The sequence below is a fragment of the Nitrosopumilus sp. Nsub genome (assembly GCF_001541925.1).
Classification (GTDB): domain Archaea; phylum Thermoproteota; class Nitrososphaeria; order Nitrososphaerales; family Nitrosopumilaceae; genus Nitrosopumilus.
The window spans coordinates 22,801-37,534 of record NZ_LQMW01000016.1 but is presented as its reverse complement, the minus strand read 5'-3'; the positions used below and the strand labels follow the sequence as shown (position 1 = coordinate 37,534).

At 30.0% G+C, this 14,734-nt stretch carries 19 protein-coding genes; 8 read left to right on the top strand and 11 right to left on the bottom strand.

Translation table 11 applies throughout. The annotated features are described in order from the left end of the window. Positions 1-101 precede the first annotated feature (101 nt). The 4 genes from AW732_RS08855 to AW732_RS03140 all read right to left on the bottom strand — a co-directional run bounded on the left by AW732_RS08855 (position 102) and on the right by AW732_RS03140 (position 2,552). Positions 102-452, bottom strand: a complete 351-nt coding sequence (locus AW732_RS08855) for a hypothetical protein (protein ID WP_067958395.1) — start codon at positions 450-452, stop codon at positions 102-104. 159 nt (positions 453-611) lie between these two features. Next, positions 612-749 (bottom strand): hypothetical protein, encoded by a 138-nt coding sequence (locus AW732_RS08850; RefSeq protein ID WP_216634407.1) that lies wholly within the window; start codon positions 747-749, stop codon positions 612-614. A 248-nt stretch (positions 750-997) separates the two neighbouring features. After that, entirely contained in the window at positions 998-1,147 is a 150-nt protein-coding gene (locus AW732_RS08695) for a hypothetical protein (RefSeq protein ID WP_172790384.1), read from the bottom strand. Between the two features lie 289 nt (positions 1,148-1,436). Next, positions 1,437-2,552, bottom strand: a complete 1,116-nt coding sequence (locus AW732_RS03140; RefSeq protein WP_067958391.1) for a GTP-binding protein — start codon at positions 2,550-2,552, stop codon at positions 1,437-1,439. 300 nt (positions 2,553-2,852) lie between these two features. Here AW732_RS03140 and AW732_RS03135 point away from each other — a divergent pair, with 300 nt between their 5' ends. Together AW732_RS03135 and argS are read left to right on the top strand one after the other, a co-directional pair. Further along, positions 2,853-3,548, top strand: a complete 696-nt coding sequence (locus tag AW732_RS03135) for a phosphoglycolate phosphatase (RefSeq protein WP_067958388.1) — start codon at positions 2,853-2,855, stop codon at positions 3,546-3,548. A 1-nt stretch (position 3,549) separates the two neighbouring features. Beyond that, a complete protein-coding gene (argS, locus tag AW732_RS03130; protein ID WP_067958384.1) occupies positions 3,550-5,436 on the top strand; it encodes an arginine--tRNA ligase in 1,887 nt (628 codons plus the stop codon). Between the two features lie 21 nt (positions 5,437-5,457). Here the strand turns inward: argS and AW732_RS03125 are convergent, their stop codons facing one another. Next, on the bottom strand, positions 5,458-5,658 hold the full coding sequence (locus AW732_RS03125) for a hypothetical protein (RefSeq protein WP_067958381.1): 201 nt from the start codon (positions 5,656-5,658) through the stop codon (positions 5,458-5,460). A 231-nt stretch (positions 5,659-5,889) separates the two neighbouring features. Between AW732_RS03125 and AW732_RS03120 the strand changes: the two genes are divergently transcribed. Further along, positions 5,890-6,081, top strand: a complete 192-nt coding sequence (locus tag AW732_RS03120; protein ID WP_067958379.1) for a hypothetical protein — start codon at positions 5,890-5,892, stop codon at positions 6,079-6,081. Between the two features lie 255 nt (positions 6,082-6,336). On the opposite strand, the gene AW732_RS03115 is transcribed toward AW732_RS03120, so the two are convergent. The 5 genes from AW732_RS03115 to AW732_RS03095 all read right to left on the bottom strand — a co-directional run bounded on the left by AW732_RS03115 (position 6,337) and on the right by AW732_RS03095 (position 9,798). Beyond that, entirely contained in the window at positions 6,337-7,686 is a 1,350-nt protein-coding gene (locus AW732_RS03115; RefSeq protein WP_067958374.1) for a hypothetical protein, read from the bottom strand. Positions 7,687-7,910: 224 nt separating this feature from the next. Next, a complete protein-coding gene (locus AW732_RS03110) occupies positions 7,911-8,210 on the bottom strand; it encodes a hypothetical protein (protein ID WP_067958371.1) in 300 nt (99 codons plus the stop codon). A gap of 185 nt (positions 8,211-8,395) precedes the next feature. Then, positions 8,396-8,638 carry a hypothetical protein gene (locus tag AW732_RS03105; protein ID WP_067958368.1) on the bottom strand — a complete coding sequence of 81 codons (243 nt, stop codon included), beginning with the start codon at positions 8,636-8,638 and terminating at the stop codon, positions 8,396-8,398. Between the two features lie 74 nt (positions 8,639-8,712). Beyond that, on the bottom strand, positions 8,713-9,225 hold the full coding sequence (locus AW732_RS03100; RefSeq protein ID WP_067958365.1) for a hypothetical protein: 513 nt from the start codon (positions 9,223-9,225) through the stop codon (positions 8,713-8,715). Positions 9,226-9,477: 252 nt separating this feature from the next. Next, entirely contained in the window at positions 9,478-9,798 is a 321-nt protein-coding gene (locus AW732_RS03095; protein WP_067958408.1) for a hypothetical protein, read from the bottom strand. Between the two features lie 42 nt (positions 9,799-9,840). Between AW732_RS03095 and AW732_RS03090 the strand changes: the two genes are divergently transcribed. From AW732_RS03090 to AW732_RS03075, 5 genes are all read left to right on the top strand, one after another. Further along, complete coding sequence (locus AW732_RS03090; protein ID WP_067958362.1) at positions 9,841-10,584, top strand: restriction endonuclease; 744 nt, start codon at positions 9,841-9,843, stop codon at positions 10,582-10,584. A gap of 185 nt (positions 10,585-10,769) precedes the next feature. Beyond that, complete coding sequence (locus tag AW732_RS08530; protein ID WP_156416058.1) at positions 10,770-10,916, top strand: hypothetical protein; 147 nt, start codon at positions 10,770-10,772, stop codon at positions 10,914-10,916. Positions 10,917-10,969: 53 nt separating this feature from the next. Continuing rightward, complete coding sequence (locus AW732_RS03085; protein WP_067958360.1) at positions 10,970-11,899, top strand: tRNA (adenine-N1)-methyltransferase; 930 nt, start codon at positions 10,970-10,972, stop codon at positions 11,897-11,899. A 72-nt stretch (positions 11,900-11,971) separates the two neighbouring features. Next, positions 11,972-12,838, top strand: coding sequence for an NAD(P)H-hydrate dehydratase (locus tag AW732_RS03080; RefSeq protein WP_067958357.1), 867 nt, complete (start codon positions 11,972-11,974; stop codon positions 12,836-12,838). Between the two features lie 5 nt (positions 12,839-12,843). Further along, entirely contained in the window at positions 12,844-14,196 is a 1,353-nt protein-coding gene (locus AW732_RS03075) for a M20/M25/M40 family metallo-hydrolase (RefSeq protein ID WP_067958354.1), read from the top strand. Here AW732_RS03075 and AW732_RS03070 read toward each other — a convergent pair. Beyond that, a complete protein-coding gene (locus AW732_RS03070) occupies positions 14,193-14,612 on the bottom strand; it encodes a DoxX family protein (RefSeq protein WP_067958405.1) in 420 nt (139 codons plus the stop codon). The two genes, AW732_RS03075 and AW732_RS03070, sit on opposite strands and share 4 nt — an antisense overlap. Positions 14,613-14,734 lie beyond the last annotated feature (122 nt).

Genomic DNA, 14,734 nt, shown 5'->3' with positions numbered 1-14,734 from the left:
TAGATGGGAGTCTATACACGTTGTACAGCAGGAGTGGTAGACGTAAGAATAGGTTCTCCGGAAGTGAGCTCAAGCACTGTCCCAAAGACAATGACATTCCACTAGACAAGTGGCGGCAAAGGTAGTAAAGGACCAGAAGGTCTAACCGGTGACAAAGGCCCACAAGGCCCACAAGGCCCAGTTGGATCTAAAGGATTAACTGGTGTTCCTGGTCCACAAGGAGAAAAAGGTGACAAAGGTCCACTAGGTCCACCCGGTCCTCTTGGTGACAAAGGTAGTAAAGGACCTGAAGGTCCAACTGGAGAAAAAGGCCCACAAGGCCCACAAGGTCCTGCTGGATCTAAAGGATTAACTGGTGTTCCTGGTCCACAAGGAGAAAAAGGTGACAAAGGTCCACTAGGTCCTATAGGAGAAAAAGGAAATACTGGTGCAACTGGTCCGCCTGGTGACAAAGGCCCACAAGGCCCTCAAGGAACACAAGGTGAACGTGGAAATACTGGTCCATCTGGAGAAAAAGGCCCACAAGGCCCACAAGGTATTCAAGGCCCTCAAGGTGAACGTGGCCCAACTGGTCCACTAGGTTCAATTGGTGAAACTGGTCCAATAGGTGGTCAGGGTCCTGTTGGTCCTGCTGGTCCTAGAGGCCCACCTGGTCCGCCTGGAGAAAAAGGTCCATCTGGTGGAATGTCTGCTGAACAAAAAGCAATTTTCAAAGAACTCTTAGAAATCTTGACAACAAAAGAAATCATTAATACTGAAGAACAAATTAAACTAATGAGCTATTTGTATTAATTTTATTTTTTAAATTTTATTTTTTAAATTTTATTTTTTAAATTTTATTTTTTAAATTTTATTTTTTAAATTTTATTTTTTAAATTTTATTTTTTAAATTTTATTTTTTAAATTTTATTTTTTAAATTGATAGTTTTCACTAAGAGCATTAGAAAAATGAAAACAATTCGTCGTCTGTATGACGATTGTTAATTTGCAAACGAGATTATCGTCTCTTTGGAGCTGCTTTGCGTTTTGCTGCAGTTTTTCTCTTTGGAGCTGCTTTTCTAGTTGCAGTTTTTTTAGTAGCTTTTCTCTTTGGAGCTGCTTTTGTAGTTGATCTACGTTTAGTTGCAGCTTTTCTTTTTGTAGCCATGCTAAAATCGATATTTTCATTGTTTTTCAGTGGTTAAACTAAAAAAATTTACACAATTTGATTACAATTATTGAAGTAATTTGATCATTGGAAAAAACTACTGATCGATATTTTCTATGCTTATTTTTTTATTTAATTAATTTTTGATTTGTTTTTTGATTTTTTATCTATTTTTGAAATTTTTGTACATGTAATTGATCATTTTTGTACATGTAATTGATCATTATTCTGCATTTTTCTTATTTTTTGTGATTTATTTTTATTTTATTTGATCTAATTTTATTTTTTATTAAGAACTTGTGCCTTTGATTTTGATAATTGTTAAAACATCTTCATCTTGCATTATGTGAGTTAATCCTACTCTTTGTCCACCAAACTTTACACTTTTACCCCAGACTAAACCGTATCTGAATTCTCTTCTTAATCTTCTGTGAATCTTATTACAAATATCTTCTACTGTGTCCCCTTCTCTTGCAATAAATGGTTCTTTGAAATCAGTTTCTCCGCCTTTTGGACGCATGTATATTCTAATGAATTTCAATTTCTCATAAATTTTTTCTTTTAAAACTTCTATGTTTAAATCTGCATTTGCAGAAACTTCTATTACATCTGATTTTATTTTTGTTTTCAAATCTTTTAGAAATTCTTTATCCACCAAGTCTATTTTATTTAGAACTGTGATTGCTTTAGAATAACTAATGTTGCCTGCAATATAATCTGCTAATTGCTCTGATGTCAAATCTTCTCGTACAACAACTCTTGCACTTACTATTCCATAAAGATGTAAAATATCTTTGAGATGTTTTTCTGTAATTTTTGTTAACTTTGCTTGTTGGGCAATTGCAATGCCTCCCATCGATGCTTTTTCTATTGTTATGTTTGGTGGTAATTGGTTTAATCTAATTCCTATATTTCCTAATTCATTTGTTAGAACATCTTCGTGATATGGTTGAAAAACATCTAAAACCAATAATACTAAATCTGCTGTTCTTGCAACTGACAAAATTCTTTTTCCAAGTCCTTTGCCTGTTGAAGCTCCTTTAATGATTCCTGGCAGATCTAATACCTGAATTTTTGCACCTCTATATTCCATCATTCCTGGAACTACTGTCAGTGTGGTGAATTGAAATGCACCAACAGTTGATTTGGCTCCTGTCATTTTATTTAGTAATGTTGATTTTCCAACACTTGGCAATCCGATAAATACTACTGTTGCATCACCCGTACGCCTGACATCAAATCCATCTTGCTTCATTCCTGATTTTTTGGTGATGTCTGCTTCTTGCTCTCTCTTTAATTTTGCAATTTTAGCTTTTAGTAATCCTATGTGATGCTCTGTAGCTTTGTTGATCTGAGTTCTTGCCATTTCATCTTGAATGGCTTTAATTTTTTCAGGAATTCCCAATACAGTTCATTTTTTCTTTATTCTTTTCAAATAAAACCGTACACTTTGCAATATTTTTCGAAGAAATCATTTTAGATTTAATTTTAAATGTTTAAAATTAGTAATTCTTCAAATCTGTTTTGTTTTTTAATAGTATGTGAATTTGAATTGATTCAAAATGTTTTGATTTATACTCTAATTTCAGCAATTGTGATGGGTATGGTTGGTGTTTTAATATCTTCTAAAATTTCAAAAAGAATTTTGATGTATCTTTCTGATTGAATACGCTCCATTATTATTTAGTCTTAGAAAGTGATTTTTATGAAAAAGAAAACATTTGCAGTAGATATTGATGGAACAATTACTGAAAATGGTGGTGGTAGAATTCATCTTGGGGCATTAGAATCTTTAAGAAGATTGACTAACATGGGTCATGATGTAATTTATGTAACTGGACGTTCTTCTGTTGAAGCATATCTACTTTCAGTTTTTGGTGGAACTAAAAAAATTGCAGTTGGTGAAAATGGTGGTTGTATTGCACTGGATGCTGATCAGCATACTTTGTTGGGCAATCTTGAAGAATGTAATGAGGCATTTGAAATAATAAAAAATAGTATTGACGGAGTACAAAAAAAACCTGTATTTCCTAGATTAACTGAAGTTGTTTTAGAAAGAACATTTGATATGGATGAAGCTCAAAAAATTCTTTCTGAACATAATCTTGATGTTGGTCTTTCTGATAGTCAATATGCAATTCACATAAACTCTAAGGGAATAGACAAAGGAACTGGTTTTACCGAATTAATGAAGAAATTCAATTTGGTAAAAGATGATGTAATAGCCATTGGTGATAGTGCTACTGATGTTCCATTATTCAAAGTAGCCAAAACAAGTATCGCATTGGGTAATGCCTCTGATTTTGTTCGATCTGAGGCTACTATGCGTGTGTCTGCAAGTAGTGGTGATGGTGTTTTAGAAGCATTAGATAAATTAGCACCTAAATTATTTGAAATATAGTATGACGTTTCAAGTAATAATTGATGAAATTGAAAACAATCTGAAAAAAATTCTTCAAGAACTTTCTCTTTCTGATATCTCTTTTTCTGTAGAAGTTGCAAAGCCTGGATTTGGTGATGTAAGTTCTAACATTGCATTTTTACTTGCTAAAGAATTAAAAAAAAGTCCTAAAGAAATTACTCAAATCATCTCTGAAAAATATTCTCAATGTTCTAGTTTGTTTGTTTTTAAAACTGAAGCACATCCGTCAGGATATCTGAATTTCTTTGCTAATTGGGAAAAATTAAGCAAATTGATTTTGTCAGAATCTTATCTTGATACATTTGGTAATGTTGACATTGGTAAAAATTCTGATATAGTAGTAGAACATACTAGTGTAAATCCTAACAAAGCATTACACATTGGTCATATTCGTAATATTGTTGTTGGTGATACGGTTTCCAGAATTTTAAAAAAGGCAAACTATAACGTTAAAATTCTTAATTATATTGATGATTCTGGTTTACAAGTTGCTGATATTATTGTAGGATTCAAACATCTTGGATTTGATGAGACTCCTCCAAATGGAAAAAAGTTTGATCACTATTGTGGTGATGATGTTTATGTGAAAACTACTCAAAAATATGAACTTGATCCTTCACTTGAAGATGTTAGAAAAAATACTTTAAAACAACTTGAAGATGGGAATTCTGAAATTGCAAAATTTGGTGATTTGATTACAAGAAAAGTTTTAGCTGGTCAATTACAAACCTGTTGGAATCTCAACGTATCTTATGATTGCTTAAATTTTGAATCTCAAATAATACGCTCAGGATTGTGGTCAAAAATATTTGAAAAACTCAAGGAAATGGGGCTCATAGAATTTGAAAATGATGGCAAAAATGCTCAATGTTGGGTAATCCGTGGTGATGGAAAAGAAGAGGATAAAGTAATTGTTCGAAGTAATGGAACTGCTACTTATATTGCAAAAGATATCCCATATGCTGCTTGGAAATTGGGTTTGTTAGATGATCCGTTTAATTATGAAAAATATCCTTCGTTTCAACCAAAATCTAAAACCCTTTGGGAAACAACTTTGGTTGATTCAAAAAACCCTCCTCAAAATTTTACTGCTCAAAAGGTTGTTACTGTAATTGACTCTCGTCAAGAAAGATTACAAAAAATTATCACTAACTTAATGGAAAAATTTAACTCAATTCCTGAAAGTTATGTCCATCTTGGTTACGAATCAGTTACACTAAGTGCAAATACTGCAAAAACTCTTGGATTGGAGACTGATGGTAAACAAGCTCAGATGTCTGGTAGAAAAGGTCTGTATGTTAGTGCTGATTCTGTTTGTGATCTATTAAAACAAAAAATCACAGAGGAAACAAAAAAACGAAATCCTGAAATGATTGACTCTGAAATTGAACAAATTGCTCAATCTGTTTCAATAGGTACTTTGCGTTATGAAATGATTAAACAAGATTTGGATAAAATAATTACATTTGATTTAACGAAATCTCTTAGTCTGGAAGGTGATACTGTTCCATATATTCAATATTCCTATGCCCGAGCATCCCGAATTTTGGAAAAATCTGGAATTTCCCCAAACCTCGATGTTGATTTTACACTACTCCAAGAAAAATCTGAAATTGATTTAGTAAAAACAATTGGTCTTTTCAATATGCAAGTTCGTGATGCTGTGAATAATTTTGCACCTAAAGTAATTGCAAGATATTGTCATGACCTAGCTGTTGCTTTTAATTCCTTTTATGAACATGTCAAAGTTTTAGATTCAAATGACGATGCCTTGAAATCTACTCGAATATGTTTAGTTCATTCTTTTAATTTAACTTTAGAAAAAGCATTAGATTTACTTGGAATTGCTGCTCCATCTAAAATGTAATTCATATGCGAATCATTCTGATCATTCCAATAATTGCTTTGATGAGTATTGTAATTGGAACTGTGGGATTTGAATATTATCTGGGATATTTTGAGGAACAAGAATTGGAGCGTTTGTTAATTTCTTGTATGGAACAATATGGTCATTATAGTGATAATCTCGTCTCTTGTTTAAACAACGATCTTTAGTTGATTTTTTATCAAAATTCTTACTTTTTATCATTGGCAAAACTTTCTCATATTATTTGTATACTTTCATTTTTGTGTAATGTGGCGATGAAATTAGATAACAAGAAAACTTTGTTGTTTGGTTTATCTCTTGTTTTGTGAATTATTATTTTTGGTGGTTTTATTATTACAAATTTTTTGATGCCTCATTGTAAAGATGTAATATGTTAATTTTGAAATATTTTGTTATCGTCAACCTTAAGTTATCATAGAATTTACTAAAATTATGAATTGTTTTGTCTGTGGAAAAAAGAAACAGGATTTTGAAGTTTGGTCTAATAAGCTGGTTATTGGAATTACTTTTGACTCTGATTTTCAAAAAAACGACGTCATTTCCAATATGACTGAAAAATCGATAATTTGTCATCAATGTATCATTGATATTCAAAGAAAAGTTAATGCTGAATCAAAATCTTAATGATTTTTAATTAAATTATGTCAGTGGCAACGAATGTTGCCACTGGAGAATTTCTGTAAGATAACTGATTGTTAAATTACATATTTTTCTCAGGCGTGCAAACCTATAATTTTTACATTCTTCTTTTAAAAATACCTTGATATTTTTCAATATTGATTATTTTCAACATTTTTTAAAACTTAAATTCAAAATGAATTCATTCAAAAATTACAAATTTCTACAACTGTAGATTTTTTTCTTTTTAAGTTGATTTAGTTATTTTTTGATAACTTTTTTTTGTTTAGACATTTTTTTCAAAATTTTGTCTTTTTTATCTATCTCTTTGTTGATTTTATCTTGTTTTTCCTTTAATTTTTGATTTTTAGCTTTTATTTTTTCATCTATTTTTTTACGTTTTCTTTCTAGAATTTCAAATTTTTTCTCTTCTTTGATGATCTGTTTTTTAGCTTTTTCTTGTTTTTTAGCTTCAATTTTCTCCTTTTTGGTTCTATTTTTGATGTTATTTTTTTCTTTTAATATGATTTTTGAAACTTTTAGTCTTTCTTTAACTGAATTATTGAGATCCTTCTCTATTATCTTGATCTCTTTTTTCAACTCTTCCGCAAGTTTGATTTCTTGTTTTTCTGCATTAACTTGTGAAATTATTTCCTCATACTCTTTCTTTGTTTTTTCTAATTCTATTTGTTTGTCATTAATTTCTTTAACCATTTTTGATTGTTCACTTAATCTCTTTTTTTGCTCTTCAGCCATTTTTGCTAATTTCAATTTTTCTGCATTAACTTCAGATTCAATTTTTGCTTGTTCATCTTGTGCTTGAATCAATTGATTTTTTTGCACTTCTAATTCTTTAGAAATAAACTCTTTTTCTACATCAATTTTTTTTAAAATTTTTGCCCGTTCATCTTTTACTTTGGACAATTCTTTTTTTTGTAAATTTATGGTCTCTGTTAATTTGGTTTGTTTTTGAATTAATGTTCTTTCATCATTGATTTTGGCCTCTATACTTTGTCTTTCTTCCCTTAATTTTTCTGCATTATTTTTTCGTTCTTCCATTAATTTGTTTAATTGATTTTTCTGTTCATCTATTTTTTCTGAATTCTTTTTTTGTTCCATTATTTCCTTTTCTTCTATTTTTATTTTTTCAGAAATTTTTTCTAATTTTTGATTTGGTTCTATTGGTTTCCAACCTTTGGGCATGACTCTCCTACTTTTGTTTTCTATTTTCTCAATTTTGATTTCTTCTTTTTGTTCTTGAATAATTTTTACCCCAAAATTTCTCTCCAAGTATTGTTTATCTGATTTATAGAGATTTTTTTGTTTTTTTAACATAGTTTGAATATGTTCTAATCTCCCAGGATCTCCTTTACCTGATTTGATTAATTTTGTGATTTGTTCAGATTCACTTTCTTTTTTAATCTGTTTTTCTTCTTCAAAAATTATTTTTGAATTTATTTTACTTTCTAAATAAATTCTATCTGTATTGTAAAGTGGTTTTTTCTTTTTTAGAAAATCTACAATATGTTCTAATCTTCCTGTATCTCCTGAATTTTCATCAATTAATTTTTCAATTTTTTTAATTGTGGCTAATACAGTACTTTTTTCCATTTTTAACCTCTTAATTAATTTTCAATAATTGTACTATAAAACAACTATTATTTCATAATTTTTGATACTTCTTCAATAAATTTAATTTTTTCTCATAAATCTTTCAATATTTTAATTTAGATTCTAAAATATTTTTTCCATTTTTTGTCTCACTTTAATGATTTACCATAGGTTTTAGGTATTCTAAATCGATTGGGATTAATTGCCACAATAATTAAAAATGATTATTTTCTTGGTCTTCTTTTAGGATTTAACTCATAAAATTTTTCAATATTTTCTAACCATTTTTTATTTTCAGGTAATCGTGATCGTGCATGTGGTCTTTTACCGTTTTTTGATAAAACTTCACTATGGTTTTTGTAAAATTGGTCTATCTCATTAATCATTACATCTAAAAATTCGGATGCATCTTTACATTCTGTATTTTTTGGTTCTCTATGGGTGGTAATTGATTTAACTAAAGTATCTATTTTTGCTATTTTTATTTTGTATTCACTTAAAATTCTATATTCAAAAGATATCATTCGTTTGTTCTTTTTTTATTTGTCTATGTATAGTTTGGCTCTGAAATTCCTCCATTTTTGAAAAAAGTGTGATGTTTTCTGCTAATCTGTTGTTTCTCTGCATGTTCTTTCATTTCTTGTATTCCTTTAATTAGAATTTGAGGAAATTTAGTTTCTAATTTTCTATCTCGTGGTGTTATTGGAAACTAATTTTGCTCATAAATCAGTGTTAATTTTCCATTCTGATCCTTTACTCTGTTTAGAAAATAACCTGTAAATATGGAATTTTTAATCAGATCAAATCCTACTGTTTTATTTCGTCTATCTATTGTTATTCTTTCTCTCATGGCCTTGTCAAGTACTTGCCTTTGTCGTAAAATCCCATCATCATATTTTTCTAAAACTTGTATGTGAGTGATTTCTTTTATTGTTCTATCTGAACGTTGCACTTTGTCTACTGATTAACTCCAACGTTTCAAATGTAGAATTAATCTGTTCACTGTGAGACATCTATATTTTGAATTTACCCATACATTGTTTTTCCAGTTGTTTCATCTGTTAAATTATTTTTTGATGAAAAACTACTAAAATTTGAACGTAGAATTTTTTGAACGTGTCCTGATACCCTGGCCACATTATCCCATACATTGTGAAATGAAATTCTATTCAAATTTTGTTCGTCAATATGAGAAAATATCGCCAAACCTGCTATTATTTCTCCATCTTTGATCCATTGATGCCCAATATTACAAATTGTGCAAATTTCACTTACTTCCATTATTGTTTTTGAAAATGATGGATTTTTACTAATTAATAATTTGGAATCCTCTGGAGGAAATCTCATGTTGACATTTACATGAATTCTGTCTTCTCTGTTAGAATTTTTACTTACAATTACATTTGTTCCAACATGAAATTGCCAATCTACTAAATCACTTTTTTGTTTAATTTTTTCAGTTTGATCCTCATATTTTACGTTGGTAATTTTGATATATTCTTCTACTAATTCTTTCATTTCTGATGCTGTTTTTGTCATAATTCTGCTTTTTTTTGTTAGTTATATTTTTGATTGAAGAAAAAAAGAATTAACAATTGTGTCCGCCACAGCCACAAGAGTCATGTCCCTCACTGCCCTGAGATTCTTTTCCTGCACATCTAGAACATTTGTTTGATCCCATTGGTGAGAAAAAACTAATTCCACATGATACACATTTCATATTTGCCATAATATTGCTGAAAAATTGTAGTATTTATTGAATACGTTCTATCTTGAAAAATATTTTTTTATTTATTCACTTTTTTGAAATACTCTGTATTCTCCAATGATTGAATTGCATTTATGGCATGTGTATTGCCCTCTTTCTATGAGGATTAATCCATCTGCAACTGCTTCGTTTGGTTTTTCTTCAATTTGTATTTGGGTAGGACCATCAAATTCTGAATTACATTGTTTACAAAAATGTTTATTCATTTTTGTTGTATCCAGTTTTTCAAGTTTTCCTAGAAAATATTTTTCCATATTTGGAACTAGTTTTGATTCTTTTACTTGTTCATCCGTAAGATCTGCTTTAATCCATCCTCCTGAACCCTCTAGTTGAATCTCTGTCAATTTGATTATCAATTTTTATTGCTATTAATAAGTCAAAATACAATGGATTCACTATATGATTTATCTAATCTTGATAATACTTCTGGTCGTGAATTTGAAGAATTTACAATCAAATTATTTGAAAAATTAGGTTATTCTGCCACTGTAACAAATCGTTCAAAAAAATATGGATGTGATATGATGTTACAACAATCTAACTTTCGTATTGCAGTCCAAACTACTCGTTCAGAATCTGAATTGACTTTTACTTCTGTTCAAAGAGTATTGGATTCTTCAAGAAAATATAATTCTCAAATGTCTGTCGTGATTACTAACAACAAATTCCTTTCTTCTGCAAAAAATTTAGCTAAAATTACAAATGTTGTGTTAATAGATCGTAAGAAATTATTAGAATTAATTGATTTATCTAATCTGCCCGTAAATGAAAATAAAGATTTTGTTCAATTCTGTAAAAATGTTAAAAATGAATTAATCAAACAAGATACTGATAAGGAAATTCTGAAATTTTTGGGTCTTGATACGCCAAAAGTTGATCACAGTTTACTAACAAAAAATTCTTTTGATAGAATAACTCCTCTTAATAATAAAAAAGAAAAATTATTTTATATTTTTAAAAAAATACGTGGCGATGATGATTTGTCTGTTAATCAAGATGTTTTATTTGATTTTATGGAGAAATATCCTTTGTTATTTGGAACTAGAGAAGAATCTGAAGAATTTTTACTAAATATGATAAAACAATTTGTAATTTTCAAGCCAAAACAGAATTACTATAATCTAGTCTAATTCTCAACTACTCCATTTCTATTGATATTTTCATATTCTGGCACGGATTGAGAAATTTTGTTTTCAAACACTGTGATGTGATTTGATGAATTCATGTTTTCCTGATTTTTGTATTCTTTTTATTTTCATCTGATATGATTTTGACCAAACCTTATTACTTGTGATAATGGTAGTGCCCAAAGATAATGGGTAAAATTTCTTTGATTATGGGGATAATTATTGGAATTATATTTTCAGTTGCTTTTCCTGAAGTTGCTCAAACTATCAATGATACTATAATGCCTATGATTCAATCAATAAGTGAAAAAATAATTGATTGGATTTCTCAATAATCTGTTTCTACTTATGAACAAAGATTCTTATCTTAAATTTTTAGGAAATTAATATGACAAAAATTAAACAAAATTCTCCTGTACTATTCTTTTACAATAATTCAAAAAAATGGTTAATGAATATCTCAAAAAAAGAATCATTTCATACCCACATTGGTGTAATCAAACATTCTGATGCAATTGGAAAAGAATATGGTTCTAGATTAATGACTAACAAAGACAAGTACGTCTACTTGTTAGAGCCGACCATGTATGATTACATTATGAAAATTCAACACGGTACTCAAATTGTTTATCCTAAAGATCTTGGATATATTGCTGCACGTGCAGGAATTAAAGATGGACAAAAAATATTAGAAATTGGAACTGGCAGTGGTTCTTTGACTTCTTTTGTTGCTAGTATAGTGAAACCTCGAGGCCATGTTTACACTTTTGATGTTGATGACAAGTTCATGAAAATTGCAGAAAAAAATATCCGTAGAAGCGGTCTTTCAAAATATGTCACTCAGCATAATTTGGATTTAAAGACATCTAAAGAAATTCCTGTTACTGAGATGGATGTTGCACTAATTGATTTGGGTGATCCTTGGATTGTAATCCCTAAAGTAAGAAAAATGCTGAAGGGTAGTGGTGCTATATTTGCAATTTGTCCAACAATGAATCAGTTAGAAAAATTAACCATGGCATTAGTTGAAAATGAATTTACTGATATTGAATCAACTGAACATATAATCAGAAACATAGAGGCTAGAGAAGGAAAAACTAGACATTCGTTTCAAGGTATTGGACATACTACTTACTTATGTTTTGCAAGAAAAGCCTTCTTTGGAAAAACTAAAGCAAAAACAACTAAAGCAAAAACAACTACTAAAGCAAAAACAACTACTAAAGCAAAAACAACTACTAAAGCAAAAACAACTAAAGCAAAAACAACTAAAGCAAAAACAACTAAAGCAAAAACAACTAAAGCAAAAACAACCTGAAAAAATAAAAAACTACACTGCCCACGAATTTATTCAAAACAATATTTATTCATCTAATTATTAGACTAATGTATGTTGGAACCTTCAGTTTTATCTTCTTCCACAGTTGAAAATTTTATTGCACCTAGAAAATCAACTTCAAGAAAAGGTGAAAATGGTATTGTTCTAGTTGTGGGTGGCAGCTATATCTATCATGGTGCTCCTATCTTATCTTCACTTGCTGCATTAAGATCTGGAACTGATTTAGTTTATACATGTGTTCCAAAAATCAATGTAACATCAACACGTTCCGTTTCTCCTAATCTAATTGTAATTCCTTTAGTTGATCAAAAATTAACTCTAGGTGCTGTAAAGAAGCTTATTGGTGCTTTGCCCCGTAATTTACATTCTGCAACAATTGGAATGGGTCTTGCAATTCAAGATAAAAATTCTTTATTGTATCTTGTAAAATCACTGTTAGATAGGGACGTTAGACTGTCTTTGGATGCAAGTGCATTAATCCCAGAAGTACTGCCAATTTTGGCTAACAAAAATGTTGTAGTGACTCCTCATGCTGGAGAATTTAAAAGACTATTTGGCAATATTCCTCCTGATTCAAATCTTGAAAGAATTGAATTGGTTGAACAAACTGCTTTGAAACATGGAATAACCATTTTACTAAAAGGTCCTACTGATATAATTTCTGATGGCAATGTGACTTATCTTTGTAAAAAAAATACTCCTGCCATGACTGTTGGAGGGACTGGTGATGTGTTGTCTGGATTAGTTGCTGGATTGTTATCTACTAATAGGAATTGTTTAGAATCTGCAGCGTCTGCAAGTTTCATTTGTAGTCTTGCTGGAAAAGATGTTCAAGAAAAATTAGGACTTCATATGACTTCTATGGATTTGATTGATTCTATTCCTTTTGTAATGAAACCTTTTGATAAAATAATTTGATCAGTATGACTGTTTTAAAATATGTGGATAATAATATGGATGAGTTAATTTCTGATCTTCAGAAATTAATACAACAACCTAGTGTGTCTGCAAAAAATGAAGGAATTGAAGAATGTGCAAAATTAGTTCAAAAATTATTGAAATCAACTGGTCTTAAATCTGAAATTTTACGATTGAAAAAAGGTGTTGCTCCAATAGTGTATGGTGAAATTAAATCAAAATCTAATCCTGGAAAAACTTTGATGTTTTACAATCACTATGACGTTCAACCTGCTGAACCCTATGATTTGTGGGATGATCCTCCATTTAGTGGAATAAGAAAAGGAAACAAAATTTTTGGACGTGGTTCTACTGATGATAAAGGAGAATTGATTACTAGAATTAAAGCAGTTAAAGCCTGTTTGAAATCAACTGGTGACGTCCCATGTAACATAAAATTTGTTATTGAGGGTGAAGAGGAAACTGGGAGTGCTCATATCGAAGAATACTTGAAAAAATATAAAAAAAAATTTGCTAATGATGGTGTAATTTGGGAATTTGGTTATGTTGATGCAAAAAATAGACCTATCATTGGATTGGGAATGAAAGGATTATTGTTTGTTGAATTATCTGTTCAAGAATCTATTCGTGATGCCCATTCAAGTTTAGCTGTATTGATCAAAAATCCTGCATGGCGATTAATTGAAGCTGTAAAAACATTAAGGAATTCTGATGGGAACATTTTGATTAAAGATTGGTATAAGGAAGTAACTTCATTTTCAAAAAAAGATTTGGAATTAATAAAGAAAGAACCATTTGATGATGGTGTTTTCAAAAAAGAATTTGGAATTGATTCTTTTGTAGGGAATAAAAAAAATCTTGATGCAAAAAAGGCTTTAGTTGGAGATGCTACTTGTAACATTGCAGGATTTGTTTCAGGTTATACTGGTGATGGTGCAAAAACTGTTCTTCCTGGTAGTGCTTTAGTAAAAATTGATTTTAGATTAATTCCTAAAATGGATCCAAAAAAACAAGTAAGTCGATTAAAAAAACATCTAAAATCTCATGGATTCTCTGATGTGAAAATCAAAATTTTTCATGGTGAAGCTGCTGCAAGAACTGATTCTTCTCATCCTTTTGTATCTCAAGTAAAAATTGCAGCTGATAAGGCATTTGGTAAATCTATCTTGAATGTTTCAAATGCTGGTACTGGTCCAATGTATCCTTTTGTTGATATTTTGAAATCTCCTTGTATTTCGATTGGTAGTACGTACATGTTTTCTAGAATTCATTCTCCAAATGAATTTGCACGTATTGATTTGTTAAAGAAAACTACCAAGTGTATTTGTTTGATAATGGAAAATTTTGGAAAAAATTAATGAAGACATCGAGGAATTTTTTTGATTATTTGTGATAGTGATATTCTTCCTGGTCCTGCAACAATGATTACTAATGCAACTGCAAGTAAGATCAAATCCAATTCAATTCCTTTGTCCCCTGTAATGCTCTGAGCTCCTTTCACGTGAAATATTGCACCTACCATAATTATTGAAATAATTGATGCTGAAATTCTATTCAAAACTCCGATGATCAATAAAATTCCTGGAATTACTTCTGCTAATGCAATGATCATTGCTAGTTCGCCTGGAATCCCCATTGATGAGATCCATGAAACAAATCCGTCATTACCGAATTTACTGTAACCGTGTATGATGAAAATGACTCCCATTGCTAATCTTAACCCAAAAAATACTACATCATTCAAGATCTTACTATTGATTTCAGCAGTTGTCATTTCCAAAATCTATTTTTTTTATTTTGATAAAAAAGGTATGGTTCATTCTAATGATGTACTATGTGTTAGGTTAATTTATTGTACATGTGAACTATAATTTTTAAATTTTAGCCACAAATTTG